Source organism: Bradyrhizobium sp. CSA207, assembly GCF_029051685.1.
In the GTDB taxonomy this organism is placed as follows: Bacteria; Pseudomonadota; Alphaproteobacteria; order Rhizobiales; family Xanthobacteraceae; genus Bradyrhizobium.
Window position 1 is genome coordinate 170,945 of the sequence record NZ_JAACFT010000008.1, and the last position, 15,715, is coordinate 186,659.

Consider the following 15,715-nt stretch of genomic DNA (forward strand, 5'->3'; position numbering starts at 1 on the left):
GCCTTAAACCTGGACCGGCGACCCGATCGTCACACCCGTGCGGCGGATCTGTTCGCGCAGATTGCCGGGCTGGACCTTGCCGTCCGCGCCGATCTGCACCGGCGCGATATAGGGACCAATCGCGCCGACGTCATCGGCGACGGACTCGGCAAGCAACGCTTTCGCCTCGTCGGAGTTGCGCACAATTGCGGCGTCCGACAGGTCCGCGGACCAGCCGTTGGCTGCGGTACGGTAGACCACGATGCCGTCCCAGGTACGGTTGGCGGTCACGACCGAGGGGCCGGCGATTTTGATCTTCTTCTGTTCAAGCGGAGAGGTCATTCGGCTGCGTCCAAGAGGTCAGAGATGATTTTCTTTGGGTTATTCTCGGGAGTTTCGCGGCGCAGGGACCCGGCATGCCGGGCCACGTCGCCGATGATGAGAATGGCGGGACCACCGTTGATCCGCCGCACCAGCTCGGGCAAGTCGCGAAGCGTGCCGATGGCGCCTTGCGCGTCGGGTCGCGTCACGCGTGCGAACACGCCGACCGGCGTTTCCGGCGAGCGGCCGGCCGCAAACAGGCCGGCGCGCACGGCAGGTGCCGCGGTCATGCCCATATAGACGACGACGGTCATTTTGGTGTCGGTCAGCGTCAACCAGTCCACCGTCTCGGCATCGCGCGCCCTGTGCGCGGTGAGGAAGGTGATGCGGGTCGCCTCATGACGATAGGTGAGCGGCACCTCGAAATCGGCGGCGCCGCCGAGCCCGGCGGTGATGCCGGGAATGATCGAATAGGCGATACCGGCCGCGCGCAAGGCTTCGATCTCTTCGCCGCCGCGACCGAACACGAAGGGATCGCCGCCCTTCAGCCGCACCACGCGCTGGCCCGCCTGTGCAGCCTCGATCATGCGCTTGTTGATGGCGTCCTGGCCGATACCGGGCCTGCCGACGCGGCGGCCGACCGGAATGCGCGCGGTGTCGCGGCGGACGCGGTCGAGAATTTCCGGCGAGACCAGTTCGTCATGAAAGACGACATCGGCATCCTGGAGCGCGCGCAGCGCCTTGATGGTCAAGAGATCGGGATCGCCGGGACCGGCACCGACGAGCGTGACGGAGCCTTCCGGCTTGTCCGTGCGCGCGAAGGCGGTCGGATCTGAAATCTTCCCAAGCGCGGCTTCCGCCTCGCCCTTGCGGCCGGCGAGCACGGCAGCGCCGATCGGACCGTCGATCACGCGCTCCCAGAAGCGCCGGCGCAACGGAAACTCGGCGATGCGCTCGTTGATGGATTTGCGGAAGGCGCCGATGAACTCGGCGAGCTCGCCGATGCGCGCCGGCAGCAGCGCCTCGATTTTCTCACGCACGCGCCGTGCCACGACCGGCGACGTTCCGCCGGTGCCGACCGCGACCACGACGTCGCCGCGATCGACAATGGCCGGGAAGATGAAGCTGGAGTGCTCGAGGTCGTCCATGACGTTGACGGGCAGGCCCAGAGCCTTGGCCCGCGCCGACATCGCAACGCCGACACCGCCCGCGCCGGCGCAGACGATGGCAATGACGCCGGAAAGATCAGTGGTCAGCGGATCGCCGTCGGCAAGCGTCACCCGCGCCGTGTCATCAGATCCGAGACCGAGGTCGTGATCGCCGTCGATCGCGTGCACGCGGAGGCGTGCGCCGGCGGCGGCAAGCACGCGCAGCTTGGCGCGCAAAAGCTCACCCGCGCCGATGAGGACCACGGGACCGGCCTTGAGATCGAGAAACACCGGCAAGAACCGCATGCGATACTCGCTTCCCCCACATACGGGGTTGACTGGAATTATTTTCTATATATGTGTCGTTTCACGCGCGCAAAGAGAAAATTTTTTCTTCTCTCCCGCGCTGCGACTATAGAATTTTCGCCTCCAAACGCAAAGTGGCAGAGATGCATCTTCTCAAGGACGATTCCGCTGCTGATCGACTGAGCAGCCCCGCGTTCACCGAGCGCGCACGTGCTCAAGAATTTTCTGCTGAACTTGCCCCCAGCATGGACCATCTCGACCAGCTCGAGGCGCAGAGCATCTATATCTTCCGCGAGGCCTTTGCCCGGTTGAAGAAGATCGCCCTGCTGTGGTCGCTCGGCAAGGACTCCAATGTCATGATCTGGCTGGCGCGCAAGGCGTTCTTCGGCCGCTTGCCATTCCCGGCGCTTCATGTCGACACCGGCAAGAAGTTTCCGGAGATGTATCGCTTCCGCGATCACTACGGCAAGGAGTGGGATCTGGACCTGCGCGTCGAGCCCTGCCCGCCGATCGATGCCGTCGACCCAACGCTGCCGCCCGCGGCCCGTTCTGCCGCGCGCAAGACCGAAGGGCTGAAGATGGCGCTGGCCAAATTCGGCTTTGACGGCCTGATCGCCGGCATCCGCCGCGACGAAGAAGCGACGCGCGCCAAGGAGCGCGTGTTCTCGCCGCGCGGGCTCGAAGGCAATTGGGACGTGCGCGACCAGCCGCCGGAGTTCTGGGACCATTTCAACGCCTCGCCGCCGCAGGGCGCCCATCTGCGCATTCACCCGATCCTGCATTGGACCGAGGCCGACATCTGGGCCTACACCAAGCGCGAGAACATCCCGATCATCCCGCTTTATCTCTCGCAGAACGGCAAGCGCTATCGCTCGCTGGGCGACCAGGACATCACCAATCCGGTGAATTCGACCGCATCGACCATCGACGAGATCCTGATCGAGCTCGAACAGACCAAGGTGCCGGAGCGCGCCGGTCGCGCGCTCGACCACGAGACCGAGGACGCCTTCGAGCGCCTCCGCGTCGCCGGCTATCTCTGATTCAAGGACGCATCGCGGCTATGAACATGATCGTCACCCCCGCCTCGCCCGCCACCCCGAACGGCACGACGCGGCCGCAAGTCCGCATCGTCATCGTCGGCCATGTCGACCACGGCAAGTCGACGCTGGTCGGCCGGCTTTTGCATGAGACCGGCAGCCTGCCCGACGGCAAGCTCGAAATGCTCAAAGCCGTCAGCGCGCGGCGCGGCATGCCGTTCGAATGGTCATTCCTGCTCGACGCGCTCCAGACCGAGCGTGACCAGGGCATCACCATCGACACCACACAAATCCGCTTCCGGACCAATTCGCGCGACATCGTGCTGATCGACGCGCCCGGCCACGCCGAATTCCTGCGCAACATGATCACCGGCGCCTCGCAAGCCGACGGCGCGGTGCTGATCATCGACGCACTCGAAGGCGTGCGCGACCAGACCCGCCGGCACGGTTATCTCCTGCATCTCCTCGGCGTGAAGCAGGTCGCGATCGTCGTCAACAAGATGGACCGCGTCGACTTCGCCGCCGAACGCTTCAAGGCGATCAGCGATGAGATTTCGGCGCATCTGCAAAGCCTCGGCGTGACGCCGACGGCCGTGATCCCGATTTCCGCCCGCGACGGCGACGGCGTCGCCGAACGGACCGACCGGATCGGCTGGTACAGGGGACCGACGGTGGTGGAGGCGCTGGACCGGCTGGAGCCGGCGCGGCCGCTGGAGGCGCTGGCGCTGCGCCTGCCGGTGCAGGCAATTTACAAATTTGACGATCGCCGCATCGTCGCCGGCCGCATCGAATCCGGCAGCCTGGTTGCCGGCGATGAGATCGTGATCATGCCAGCCGGCAAGATCGCCAGAATCAAGTCGGTCGAGAGCTGGCCGGTGACGCCGGTCGCCGGACGTCAGGGCGCCGGCCGCTCGGTCGGCATCACGCTCGACCGAGAGCTGTTCGTCGAGCGCGGCGACATTATCGCGCATGCGAACGCCGCCCCGCGCGAGACGCGGCGGCTGCGCGCACGGATCTTCTGGCTGCACGACAAGCCGCTCGCCAAGGGCGACCAGCTGCTGGTGCGCTGCGGCCCGAAGGAAAGCCGCGCCACCGTGGTCGCGATCGAGAAGGCGGTCGATCCCGGCGAGCTGTCGAGCGTCGAGAACAAGGCGATCGGCCGCAACCATGTCGGCGAGATCGACATCTCTCTCTCCAATCCGATCGCGGTCGATCCCTACACCGAAAATCCGCGCACCGGCCGCCTCGTGATCGAAGTCTCGGGGCGCATCGCTGGCGGCGGCCTCGTGCTGTCGGTCGATGCCGGCCAGCGCGCCGAGCCGGTCGACATCGTGCCGGTGGAATCGGCGCTGCGGCTGGATGAGCGCTCCGCACGCTATCGCCACAACGGCGCGGTGGTCTGGCTCACCGGCCTGCCGGCGTCCGGCAAGTCGACGCTGGCGAAGGCGCTGGAGCGGCGGCTGTTCACCAACGGCGGCTCTCCGATTTTGCTCGACGGCGACACCGTGCGGGCCGGCCTCAACAGCGATCTCGGCTTCTCCGCCACTGATCGCAGCGAGAACATCCGCCGTCTCGCCGAAGTGGCGACGCATCTCGCCCGCAACGGTCACATCGCGATCGTCGCAGCGGTTTCGCCCGCACGCGAGGACCGCGCCGCGGCGCGCCGCATCGCCGATACCGCGTTCCGCGAGATCCACGTCGCGACATCGGCCGAGGTGTGCGAGGAGCGCGACCCGAAGGGCCACTACAAGAAGGCGAGAGCCGGCGCGCTCGCATCCTTCACCGGCATCGGCAACGATTACGAGAAGCCCGAGGCCGCCGAGCTCGTGATCGACACCGCCACGCGTTCGGTCGCAGATGCGACCGACGCCATCGAGCAAATGCTGAAGACGACCGGTGTTCTGTTCGATGAGGTCGTGGATCTCGCCGCGAATATTTGAGGGCGACCTCTTACGTCTTGGCCGGGCTAGACCCGGCCATCCGCGCCGCCGTCGCATCTGGGGAGCCTGGCATGACAACGGTGGACGCCACCACGTGCTCCGCTGTCATTCCCCGCGAAGGCGGGGAATCCAGTACGCCGAGACTTCTCGGTTAGGTCCACCCGCCGCCTCTGGAATACTGGATCGCCCGGTCGGAGCCGGGCGATGACAGCGAGCTTGCCTCCCCACCTCGCCTTGACATTTTGACAGACCTCGGGGGCCTTCTCACGGCCTCGATTTTGGGGCTAATAGAGCCCCGAAAGCCGTCCTTTGCGGGCGCATTTTGCTGCTGTCGGGTCAAAAGCAGCCAAAAACAGCCATTTCCAACAAGAAAGCCCATCATGAAACGCGTCGACGCCCACGGACTGAAGATCGCCCCCGTCCTGTTCGATTTCATCGCCAAGGAAGCGGCCCCGAATACCGGCATCGCACCCGACGCGTTCTGGGCCGGGCTGGCCGCCATCATCAAGGAGCTGGGGCCGAAGAACCGCGCGCTGCTGGCGGTCCGCGATACGCTGCAAGCCCAGATCGACGACTGGCATCGCGCCAACAAGGGCAAGCCGTTCGACATCAACGCCTACACGGCCTTCCTGAAGGAGATCGGCTATCTCCTGCCCGAGCCGGCGACCCAGAAGGTCGAAACGGCCAATGTCGACGAGGAGATCGGCAAGATCTGCGGCCCGCAACTCGTCGTGCCCCTGACCAATGCGCGCTATGCGCTGAACGCGGCGAATGCGCGCTGGGGTTCGCTCTATGACGCTTTCTACGGCACCGATGCGATCCCGCACGATGCCGCCGACGCGGGCAAGGGCTACAACAAGGCACGCGGCGACAAGGTGATCGCCAAGGCCAAGGCGTTCCTCGATGCCGCCGTGCCGCTCGCGACCGGCAGCCACACCGACGTCACCGCCTATAGCGTGGTCGCCAGCCAGCTTGCGGTGAAGCTGAAGAGCGGCAACGCCACCGCGCTGAAGAACGCCGCGCAGTTTGCCGGCTTCCAGGGCGATGCGGCGGCACCTTCCGCCGTGCTGCTCGTCAACAACGGCCTGCACGTCGAGGTCAAGATCGACCGCAACAACATGATCGGCAAGGACGATCCGGCCGGCGTCGCCGACATGATCATGGAGTCCGCGGTCTCCACCATCCTCGACATGGAGGATTCGGTTGCCGCGGTCGACGCCGAGGACAAGGTGCTGGTCTATCGCAACACGCTCGGCCTGATGAACGGCACGCTCTCGGCCGATTTCGAGAAGGGCGGCAAGACGCTGACGCGTTCGCTCAACACCGACCGCTCCTACAAGACGCCGGACGGCAAGGGCGAGGTGACGTTGCACGGCCGCAGCCTGCTGCTGATGCGCAATGTCGGCCACCACATGTTCACCGACGCGGTGCTGGACGAGAAGGGCGAGGAGATTCCGGAAGGCCTGCTCGATGCCGCCGTCTCCGGTCTGCTTGCGATTCATGACCTCAAGGGCAATTCCAAGGTCAAGAACAGCCGCACCGGCTCGGCCTATATCGTCAAGCCGAAGATGCACGGCCCGGACGAGGTGTCGCTGACCTGCGAGATCTTCAATCGCGTCGAGAAGATGCTGGGCCTTCCCGAGAACACCATGAAGGTCGGTATCATGGACGAGGAGCGGCGCACCACCGTCAACCTGAAAGCCTGCATCCAGCGCGCCTCCAGGCGCATCATGTTCATCAACACCGGCTTCCTCGACCGTACCGGCGACGAGATCCACACCTCGATGGAGGCGGGTCCGATGATCCGCAAGAACGAGATGAAGGCGCAGGCCTGGATCAAGGCCTATGAGGACTGGAACGTCGACATGGGCCTGATCGACGGCCTGCCCGGCCACGCCCAGATCGGCAAGGGCATGTGGGCCGCGCCGGACAAGATGGCGGACATGCTGCAGCAGAAGCTCGCCCATCCGCAGGCGGGCGCCACCACAGCGTGGGTACCCTCGCCGACCGCGGCGACGCTGCACGCGCTGCACTACCATCAGGTCAACGTGACCGCGCGCCAGCAGGAGCTCACCAAGGGCGGGCCTCGCGCGAAGCTCTCGGACATCCTCACCATTCCGGTGTCGAAGTCGAACTGGGCGCCCGACGACGTCAAGCAGGAGATCGACAACAACTGCCAGGGTATCCTGGGTTACGTCGTGCGCTGGATCGACCAGGGCGTCGGCTGCTCCAAGGTCCCCGACATCCACGACGTCGGCCTGATGGAGGACCGTGCGACCTTGCGCATCTCCAGCCAGCACCTCGCCAACTGGCTGCACCAGGGCGTCATCACCGAGGCCCAGGTGATGGAATCCCTCAAGCGCATGGCCGTCGTCGTCGACAAGCAGAACGCGAGCGATGCGCTCTATCAGCCGATGGCGCCCTCCTTCGACGGTGTCGCGTTCAAGGCGGCCTGCGACCTGGTCTTCAAGGGGCGCGAGCAGCCGAACGGCTACACCGAATACATCCTCACCGCGCGCCGCCGCGAAGCGAAGGCGGCAGGCTGAGGAGGATTGCATCGAGCGGGCGAAACGTCGCGGCGCGCAGCGGAACGGCCGCGCGCCGCTTGCGTTGTCGGGCCATCAACCAATGGGAGATGGTCATGGACTGGAATCGCATCGAAGGAAACTGGAAGCAGTTCAAGGGATCCGCCAAGGAGAAATGGGGCAAGCTCACTGACGATGATCTCAAATTGATCGAGGGCCGCCGCGAGCAACTCGAGGGCCGGCTCCAGCAACGCTACGGCAAGGCCAAGGATCAGGTGCGTCAGGATGTCGACGACTGGCTCAAGTCGCTGCATTGAAGCAGCCGCAAGCAAAGCCCCGGCGCAAGCCGGGGCTTTTTCGTTGCGACAGCGACGGTACGAGGGAAGGACCTTGCCCGCGCTAAAACACCGTCAGGTATTTCAGCAGCGACACGACGCCGATGATGATGACGACGACGCGCGCGATCTGCTTGGCACGGCCGTCCATCGGCAGCATGTTGATGAGATAGAGCACGAGAATGACGACGAGAAAGGTGACGAGTACACCGACCAGCATCGCAGAAGCCCCCTTCAGGCAAATTGCTAACGATGTCCTAACGTCTGTCCCCCGCGCTGGTTCCACACAGGCAACCCATTGCAACTTATCGTAGTTTCGTACTTCTACGATAGGCCGCCCGCCTAAAATTTTGCCCTTTTCGTTTCAGATGCCTGCTCGACAAGCTCTCGAACATCCTGGCCGCCACCGTCAACCACCAGGACCCGAGATCGACCAGCTGCTGTCGATCAAGCAGAACGCCTGGCTGCTCCGCAACACCGCGGGCGAAGCCTCGCTGATCGTTTCGCTCGGCGAGCTGGGTCCTGGCTCTCGCCAAGACGACGATACAGGAGCGGGAAGCGCGCCCTATTCCTTCGCCACCACCGGCACCTGGCGGAATTTTGCGCGGATCGATTCCGGCAGCGGCGAGAAGTTCATTGCGACACCGTGCCGGTCATTTGCGTTGCGGTTGGCCACCACCAGTCCTTCGGCGCCAGCGACGATGTCGCCCTTGCGCAAGGTGGGATCGTCTTTGACCTTGACCTGCGCGAGACCGGCGGAATCCTTGCCGTTGCAGGTGCAGCCCGCAACCATCTCCTTGCGATAGCGGAACGCGTTCGGCAGGTCGGAATAGGATTTTCCGCCCTCGGTCGTGGCGTCGTCGATATTGCTGCCATACACCAGCGAGGTTTCGGCGGTTGGACAGAAGCTCTTGCAGGATTGCGCCTTGCTTTCGCTATCTGCACCCTGCGCCGGAAAATAGCGGCCGTCGCAGCCGCGCACGCAATAGGCAGCGCCGCCGCCATAGGCAGCCCGCTGGCGCGGGGAGTCGTAGCCCGGCATGTCGTCGTTCGGGAACGGCATCCGGATCTGTGGAGGCCGCGCTCCGAACGCGCCGAACAGCGCCGAGAAAAAATCCTCCGCCTGCGCCGACGGCGCCAGCACGAGACCGAGAGAGGCGACGGTGAACAATGCCGCCGCGCCGCTAGCCAGCTTGCCGATCGAACATTTACTCATGTGACCTCATTCAACTCCTAGTTCACCGCCGAGATCGAGGCGTTCAACGCCTGGCGGCCCGCGGGCGGCGGCGTCATCGCCGGGCGTTTGCGCTCACCGCCCCTGTCGTACCCCTTGGCCATCAGCGGCGCGTTCTTGGGCAGCACCACGACCTTGGCGCCGACATTGACCCGACCGAACAGGTCGATGACGTCCTCATTGGTCATGCGGATGCATCCGGACGACACGAACTTGCCGATAGTGGTGGGATCGTTGGTGCCGTGGATGCGGTATTCGCTCGCACCGAGATACATCGCGCGCGCACCGAGAGGGTTGCCAGGGCCGCCGGCAACGAAGCGGGGCAGATAGGGCTGGCGCGCGATCATTTCCGCCGGCGGATGCCAGTCCGGCCACTCCGCCTTGCGCGCCACGCTTTGCACGCCTGACCAGGTGAAGCCGTCGCGACCGACCCCGACGCCGTAGCGGATGGCGCGGCCATTGCCGAGAACGTAATAAAGATAGGTGTTGCCGGTATCGATGACGATGGTGCCGGCCGGCTCGTTCTTGTCGAAGCTGACGATCTGCCTGCGCAGCCGATCGGGCAGCACGGCGTCCTCGTCGGCGGCCTGCGGCTCCTGGCGCGCATAGCCCTGCGAATAGCTCGGGTTCTGTGGAAAGGCCTGCGACGGCATCGGCGGATAGCCGAACGTCTGTGCCTGTGCCGCGAAGGGCACTGTCAGCAACGCTGTGGCAAAAGCAACAGTGGTGAGCACGCGCGGCGAGAGCCGGCGGTGGAATGCAGAGAATTTCGTCATGTGCCGCCCCGTTAGAATTGTGCATCTGGGTGATGCGCTGCCGGCTAAACGCGGCCGAGCCGACTCAAGTTCCGCCCAGGGATGCGGCAGCCATGTCACAGTCAAGCGAGCGCATCTTCACGAGGCCGCGATGGAACCCATGGGGGCGATCGCACGTTCTCAGCTTGTCGTGGGCGCGCGGGCCGAGGGGCTTCCGTGCCGGAGAGGTGTTGTGCGCGTCCTTCCCAGTGAACGTATGATCCCCGGTAACGGCGAAGGCACCCCGCTTGCAGACAGTCATAGCGAACTGCCGCGGGTGATCCGTCGCACCGAATTCGTCGCCTTCTCGCTCGCCGGACTGCTCCTGATCGCCGTAGTCGCGGTGCTCTACGTCGGAAGGGCGTTCTTCCTTCCTGTGGTGATGGCCTTCATCATCGGCACGATGCTATCGCCGGCAGCAACCTTCCTGGAGAAGCGCAAAGTGCCGCGGGGGCTCGCCTCCGTGCTGATCGTGGTCGCCGGGACCGCCGTGGTCAGCTTCGTCGTCGCGCTGATCGCTTCACCTGTGATGGAATGGAGCTCCCGCCTGCCCGAACTCGGGGTGAAGCTGAAGGACAAGCTGCACGTGTTCGACCGGCCGCTCGCGCTCTGGCGGGAACTGCAGATGATGGTCGGCGGCTCGGATGAACTGCCGAGCTTCCAGATGCCGAAATTCGAATGGGTGCAGCCGACGCTGGAATTCCTGTCGCCGACCTTCACCGAGTTTCTGCTGTTCTTCGTCACCCTCATCCTGTTCATCGCGAGCTGGCGCGATTTGCGGCGGGCGATAATCATGACTTTCAGCGATCACGACGCCCGGCTGCGTACGCTGCGCATCCTCAACGAGATCGAGGTCCATCTCGGCAACTACCTCCTGACCGTCACCGTCATCAATGTCGGCGTCGGCGTCGCCGCCGGCATCGTTTGCGCGCTGACCGGCATGCCCAACCCGGCCGGGCTCGGCGCGCTTGCGGCGACCCTCAATTTCGTCCCGATCATCGGGCCGGTCGCCATGTTCGCCATTCTGGTCGTGGTGGGACTGGTCGCGTTCCCGACCATCGGCGGCGGTCTGACGGCGGCGCTTGCTTTTGGCGGCATCACCTTCCTGGAGGGACATTTCGTCACGCCGACCATCATCGGCCGGCGGCTCGCGCTCAATGCGCTTGCCGTGCTGCTGGCGTTGGCGTTCTGGACCTGGCTATGGGGCCCGATGGGCGCCTTCCTGTCGTCGCCGCTCCTGATCGTCGCGCTGATCCTGAAGGAGCATCTGCTGCCGACGGATTCGCCGCAGCTTCCGCAGGACTGACCGGTTTCCGTGAACGGAACTTACCCGACAACGAAACGTTTTCCGGTTGCCTCAGTCGTCAATAGTTCGGAGCTCCCGATGTCTACGACCAATGCCGAATCCGGGATGAGAGACTGGACCGACAAAGCCACCAGAGAACGCCTCGAGAAGGATATAGCAGCTGTGAAAAGCGATATCGCCACCCTTACCGATCAGATCACCGACGCGCTCAATACCTTTTCCAAGTCCACGAGCAAGCAGGCCCGCCGTGGCTATCGTCAGGCGCGCGAGAACATGGATTCCGCGATCGACGACATGTCCGAGCGCGGCAGCGCGATGATGGATGCTGCGCAAGACGCTTACGGATCGATCGAGGAGACATTGGAAGATGCGATCACGCAGCGACCGCTCGCGACGGTCGCGCTCGCGCTGGGCATCGGTTTCCTGATTGGCGCCGCCTGGCGTCGGTAAGGCCGCGAACGGCCTCAAGACCGCGGCTGCAGCGCCGCCGGGGCGGCTTGTGGGCATTTGAGGAGCAAGGCCATGCTTCAGCGCATTATAGACGGGATCAGTGCATCCACCGGCACGACTGTCCGGCTGACATCGCTTGCCGCCGCCGCGGCATTCGCGCTGTTCGTGACGACATGCTTCCTCTGCGCCGCCGTCTTCATCTCGGTCCTGGAGAAATATGGTCCGGTTCAGGCCTGTCTCGCTGGCGCGGGCATCTTCTTTCTGCTGACGCTCACTTCCGCCGGCACCTATTGGGGCTACAAGCGCGAGGTGCAGAAGCGCGCCAAGATCGCGGCCGAGCGCGCCGCGAAATCGGCGGCGCAGAGCATGCTGGCCGACCCGATGCTGCTCGCGACGGGACTGCAGATCGTTCGCGCCATCGGAGTCAAGCGGCTGCTGCCGATCCTTGCGATCGGTGGCATCGCACTCGGAATCATGGCGAGCCGCGCCGGCGTATCGGACGAGGCATCGGCTGAGCCTGCCGAGTAGCGGTCAGACCTCCGGACAGCAGGACGTCATCCGGGCAACGGGACCGGGCGATCCCACGGCCGCGGCTTGCGCAATTTTTCGCCGCCTGGGACAGATCAGGCTCCATTCACGCAAACGCTACTCGGATAGGCGGGCGGTTGCCGCTAAAAGCGGCGCCCGTGATTCCAAAAGTCATTTTCCGCGATGAAACCGTCCGTCAAGGCGAACCTCGCCGCATTCCAACACGACGCCAGGCTCTATTTGACGCTCGGCATCGCCAACTGGTCGATTTTCGTCGACCACATCCCGAACAATGTCGTCAACCTGCTGACGCTGCGAAACTTCGGCTTCAGCGGCGCTGCGGATCTGTTCGTGTTCGTGGTGGGCTACGGCGTCGCCATCATCCACGGCAGAATGGCGCTGGAGCGCGGCTACGTGGTCGCAGCGACACGCATCTTCCGCCGCGTTTGGCGACTCTACGCCGCCTATGTCGTGCTGTTCGTGATCTATATCGACACCATCGCCTATGTCGCCTCGCAATCGATGGCGCCGGAGATCATCCACGAATACAACATCTCCGGCATCCTCGAACATCCGCTGCGCATCCTGGTCCGCGGCCTGGTGCTTCAGGAAGAGCCGCTGAACCTCGATCTCCTGCAATTGATGATCCCGCTGATGGCGTTCTTTCCGTTTGCGCTGTGGGGGCTGCTGCGACGGCCGAGCCTGACGCTGGCGGCATCAGTCGCCCTGTATTTTGCGGCGCGCTGGTTCGACTGGAATTTCCGGGTCTATCCCGATCAGGAGTGGACCTTCAACCCGTTCTGCTGGCAGATGCTGATGGTGCTGGGCGGCTGGTTCGCCGTAACCGGTGCGTCGGGCCGCGCACTGCATCGCATGTCCTGGCTGCGCGTGCTCGCGGGCGCCTATCTCGTGTTCGCGTTGGCGATCACGCTGATGCGCCACTCGCCGGCGCTTGCCGCCCTCTTGCCGGATATCGTGCTCAACAGCATCACGCCGACCGACAAGGAAAACCTCGCGCCTTATCGTGTGGTCCATTTCCTCGCGCTCGCTTTCCTCGCAACATATCTCGTCCCGGCCGACCATCCGGGCCTGCGATTGAGACCGCTTCAGGCGGTCATCAGATGCGGCGAGGAATGGCTCGCGGTGTTCTGCGTTGGCGTGTTCCTGTCCTTCGCCGGCCATCTGATCCTGATCACCGGCGCCAATCTGGTGGTGATGCAGATCGCCGTCAGCCTGGTCGGCTTCGCGGCGATGGCTGCGGTCGCCTATTACATCTCCTGGTCGAAGCGGCAGGATCTGCCCGCAGCATTGCGACAGCAGGCCTGACCGCCGAGACGTCTCGATTCCGCTAGGCCCAAAGCTGCGGCTGCGCTATGCCGGGCGAAGGCGGCGTCTGTGCAAGGAGACCGGGCGTGGTGACGGCAAAAGGCGGGGGTGAAGAGGCCGACAGTGCGCCCCGGCGCGGCCGGCCGCGCTCGATCGAGACCACCAACGCGATTCTCGAAAGCGCCTATGCGCTTATGGCCGCCACGGGACCCACCGTCACCACGATCGACGCGGTGGCGCGCCACTCCAACGTCTCCAAGATGACGATCTACAAATGGTGGCCATCGCGGGAGGCGCTGCTGATCGACGCCTTCCTGCACCATGCCGCGCAAATGCTGCCGCTGCCCCCGGCAAGCGCCGGCAGCCCCGCGGCGCGTGCACGTCGTCATGCTGCGGCCTATGCCGAGGCGCTTCAGGGCGAGTTCGGAAAGGTGCAGCTCGCCGTCATCTCCGAATGCATCTCCCGGACCGGCTCGGCGGAGCTGTTCTACGCACGCTATCTGCAACTGCGCCGCGACGCACTGGTCGAGATGATCGCCGCAGGCCAGCGTGACGGCAGCATCCTGGCCGAGGGGCAGCCCGAGGATCTCTACGACGCGATCTATGGCAGCCTGTTCTACCGCTACGTCTTCGGCATTGCGCCGATCACGCCGGGCTACGCGCGGACCCTGGTCGACCTCGTGTTGCGGCCGAAGGAGTAGCCGCGAAACTATCTCACCGGCTTCGAAAACTTCTCGGTGCGGTCGCGCTCGGACATGTCGACGACCGTCTCCATCGGCGCGGTCAGCTCGTAGACGTAGGAGGCCTCGGTGAAGAATCGCTTGGCGGTGCCGCCGAGCGCTTCGGGCGCGACGCGGTCGAGCAGGATCAGGCCGAAATCGGAATCGGGACGGCGCGTCGCCTCGCTGGTGTTGAACTCCTCCCAGCGGAATTGGAAGACCTCGCCGGGCGCCTCACCCGTCACCGTCCAGTTCGCGGTGATGTGCGGGTGCTTGCCGACCAGTGACAAGCCCTCGTCCGAGTGCGAGGCGAGCTCGAAGAACAGCAGCGACAGGCTCTGCGCGGCACGCGCGCTGACCGCGATGTCCGGGCCACTGACGGCGATGCGGTCGGCATGCGGAATGGCGCGCGCCTCGAACAGGCCCTTCAGCTTGACGCCCTGCCACTGGCTCTCGCTGAGCAGCGAAACGACATTGGACATCGCATGGATGCGGCCGATCAGCAGCTCGCGCGCGACGTCGATGTCGGAGCCATGACGCAGCGTCCGCGTCACGATCGACTGGATCACGGCCAGGATGTTCTTGACCCGGTGGTTGAGCTCGTCGATGACGGCCGTCAGCCGGCGCTCGAAGCCAATTCTGACCTGGATTTCCCGGCTGAGCCGCAGATTGTTGTAGGCAACGTAGCCGAACAGGCCGCACACCATGGCGGTGATGGCGAAGCCGATCGCGGCCACGATGATCGCGGTCTGCTCGGCGCGCCGTGCCGAGTTGGTCTTCGCGTAGTAGCCGAGCTGCCAGTCGCGGCCACCGAAGCTCACGGTTCGCGTCGCCGACGGCACCGAGCCGTCCGGCTGCGCGTTGCGCGCGGAGACTACGCCCTGGTCGTTGGCGACCAGTTCGCCACCGTCCCTGCGCGGATCCTTGAGCGCGACCGAGAACAGCGACATGTCGTCATTGGTCAGCATCAGCGAAGCGAGCTCATAGGAAAAGGTGATGAAGCCGGCCGGCTCCACCGCGCCTTCGGGAATCACGGGAGCCGCCACGATGACACCGATCGCCCCATTCCCGCGCAGCAGAGCAACCGGATCGGAGGCAACCGACCGCTTCTCCACGCGGGCGCGCGTCAGCATCGCGCTGCGAACCTGATCCTGATCATAGCTGCGGCCGGGCAACGTCTTGGTCTCGTCGCTGCGCGGCTCGAGATCCATCAGCACGTCGATCGGCCGGGTGACACTCGCCGGATCGATCGGTTTGTCGTCGTAGGTGCGGATCCGCGAGTTTGGGAAGCCGGCACCCGCGATGGCCGTCTGCGCTGCCGCCAGCTCGGTTGGCTTCAGCCGGGCGACCCAGCCGGCCACCACGAAATCGGTCTTGAAGGCGTAGATGGCCGAGCGCAGCGGCTCCAGCATGTTCGGCTTGATCACCGACGGCGCTCGGAACAGGCCGGAGGCGACACGCGCGAGCAGCTCGCGTTCGGTCAGCCGGTCCTGGACCAGGCTGGCATGAACGTCGATCGCGCGCGCCAGCGCGATCCGGTCCAACGCCAGCTCCTGATCGTGGACGCGATAGGCCGCAAGCCCGGAGAGCAGGGCTCCGAGAAGAGCGATGAAGCCGATGATGAAACCCAGCCGGACCACGCGATTACTCAGGCGAAAGCAGGAGGTCGGCAATAAATACGGAGCATATCAATGCCGCTCGAACGGCCATGTGCCGGAACAGAGTGGACCCCAGTGACCGGGATAATGAAGGAGGAGGCATCAGTAC

At 64.7% G+C, this 15,715-nt stretch carries 15 protein-coding genes; 9 read left to right on the plus strand and 6 right to left on the minus strand.

Translation table 11 applies throughout. The features are described 5' to 3' along the window. Nucleotides 1-3 precede the first annotated feature (3 nt). Entirely contained in the window at nucleotides 4-321 is a 318-nt protein-coding gene (locus GWG65_RS11475) for a DUF2849 domain-containing protein (RefSeq protein WP_275195688.1), read from the minus strand. Next, nucleotides 318-1,754 carry a siroheme synthase CysG gene (cysG, locus tag GWG65_RS11480; protein WP_275195689.1) on the minus strand — a complete coding sequence of 479 codons (1,437 nt, stop codon included), beginning with the start codon at nucleotides 1,752-1,754 and terminating at the stop codon, nucleotides 318-320. The genes GWG65_RS11475 and cysG overlap by 4 nt, the downstream gene beginning before the upstream one ends. A gap of 245 nt (nucleotides 1,755-1,999) precedes the next feature. On the opposite strand from cysG, the gene cysD reads away from it, so the two are divergent. The 4 genes from cysD to GWG65_RS11500 all read left to right on the plus strand — a co-directional run bounded on the left by cysD (nucleotide 2,000) and on the right by GWG65_RS11500 (nucleotide 7,573). Continuing rightward, entirely contained in the window at nucleotides 2,000-2,794 is a 795-nt protein-coding gene (gene cysD, locus GWG65_RS11485; protein ID WP_247388121.1) for a sulfate adenylyltransferase subunit CysD, read from the plus strand. Nucleotides 2,795-2,814: 20 nt separating this feature from the next. After that, nucleotides 2,815-4,731 (plus strand): adenylyl-sulfate kinase, encoded by a 1,917-nt coding sequence (gene cysC / locus GWG65_RS11490; RefSeq protein WP_275195690.1) that lies wholly within the window; start codon nucleotides 2,815-2,817, stop codon nucleotides 4,729-4,731. Between the two features lie 380 nt (nucleotides 4,732-5,111). After that, nucleotides 5,112-7,277 carry a malate synthase G gene (locus GWG65_RS11495; RefSeq protein WP_275195691.1) on the plus strand — a complete coding sequence of 722 codons (2,166 nt, stop codon included), beginning with the start codon at nucleotides 5,112-5,114 and terminating at the stop codon, nucleotides 7,275-7,277. Nucleotides 7,278-7,372: 95 nt separating this feature from the next. Continuing rightward, complete coding sequence (locus GWG65_RS11500) at nucleotides 7,373-7,573, plus strand: CsbD family protein (protein WP_187435802.1); 201 nt, start codon at nucleotides 7,373-7,375, stop codon at nucleotides 7,571-7,573. A gap of 82 nt (nucleotides 7,574-7,655) precedes the next feature. Here GWG65_RS11500 and GWG65_RS11505 read toward each other — a convergent pair whose 3' ends face one another. The 3 genes from GWG65_RS11505 to GWG65_RS11515 form a co-directional block, all read right to left on the minus strand. Then, nucleotides 7,656-7,811, minus strand: a complete 156-nt coding sequence (locus GWG65_RS11505; protein ID WP_011084288.1) for a Thivi_2564 family membrane protein — start codon at nucleotides 7,809-7,811, stop codon at nucleotides 7,656-7,658. A gap of 345 nt (nucleotides 7,812-8,156) precedes the next feature. After that, nucleotides 8,157-8,807, minus strand: coding sequence for a DUF2865 domain-containing protein (locus GWG65_RS11510; RefSeq protein WP_275195692.1), 651 nt, complete (start codon nucleotides 8,805-8,807; stop codon nucleotides 8,157-8,159). Nucleotides 8,808-8,824: 17 nt separating this feature from the next. Next, complete coding sequence (locus GWG65_RS11515) at nucleotides 8,825-9,601, minus strand: L,D-transpeptidase (RefSeq protein WP_275195693.1); 777 nt, start codon at nucleotides 9,599-9,601, stop codon at nucleotides 8,825-8,827. A gap of 211 nt (nucleotides 9,602-9,812) precedes the next feature. On the opposite strand from GWG65_RS11515, the gene GWG65_RS11520 reads away from it, so the two are divergent. From GWG65_RS11520 to GWG65_RS11540, 5 genes are all read left to right on the plus strand, one after another. Beyond that, nucleotides 9,813-10,925 (plus strand): AI-2E family transporter, encoded by a 1,113-nt coding sequence (locus GWG65_RS11520; RefSeq protein WP_275195694.1) that lies wholly within the window; start codon nucleotides 9,813-9,815, stop codon nucleotides 10,923-10,925. 78 nt (nucleotides 10,926-11,003) lie between these two features. Next, entirely contained in the window at nucleotides 11,004-11,375 is a 372-nt protein-coding gene (locus GWG65_RS11525) for a DUF883 family protein (RefSeq protein ID WP_275195747.1), read from the plus strand. Nucleotides 11,376-11,447: 72 nt separating this feature from the next. Next, the gene (locus tag GWG65_RS11530; protein ID WP_275195695.1) at nucleotides 11,448-11,903 is read left to right on the plus strand and encodes a hypothetical protein; all 456 of its coding nucleotides are present in this window, start codon (nucleotides 11,448-11,450) and stop codon (nucleotides 11,901-11,903) included. A 183-nt stretch (nucleotides 11,904-12,086) separates the two neighbouring features. Next, a complete protein-coding gene (locus GWG65_RS11535) occupies nucleotides 12,087-13,229 on the plus strand; it encodes an OpgC domain-containing protein (protein WP_275195696.1) in 1,143 nt (380 codons plus the stop codon). A gap of 47 nt (nucleotides 13,230-13,276) precedes the next feature. Beyond that, on the plus strand, nucleotides 13,277-13,930 hold the full coding sequence (locus tag GWG65_RS11540; RefSeq protein WP_275195697.1) for a TetR/AcrR family transcriptional regulator: 654 nt from the start codon (nucleotides 13,277-13,279) through the stop codon (nucleotides 13,928-13,930). 8 nt (nucleotides 13,931-13,938) lie between these two features. Here GWG65_RS11540 and GWG65_RS11545 read toward each other — a convergent pair whose 3' ends face one another. Next, nucleotides 13,939-15,588, minus strand: a complete 1,650-nt coding sequence (locus tag GWG65_RS11545) for an HWE histidine kinase domain-containing protein (RefSeq protein WP_275195698.1) — start codon at nucleotides 15,586-15,588, stop codon at nucleotides 13,939-13,941. Nucleotides 15,589-15,715: the final 127 nt, after the last annotated feature.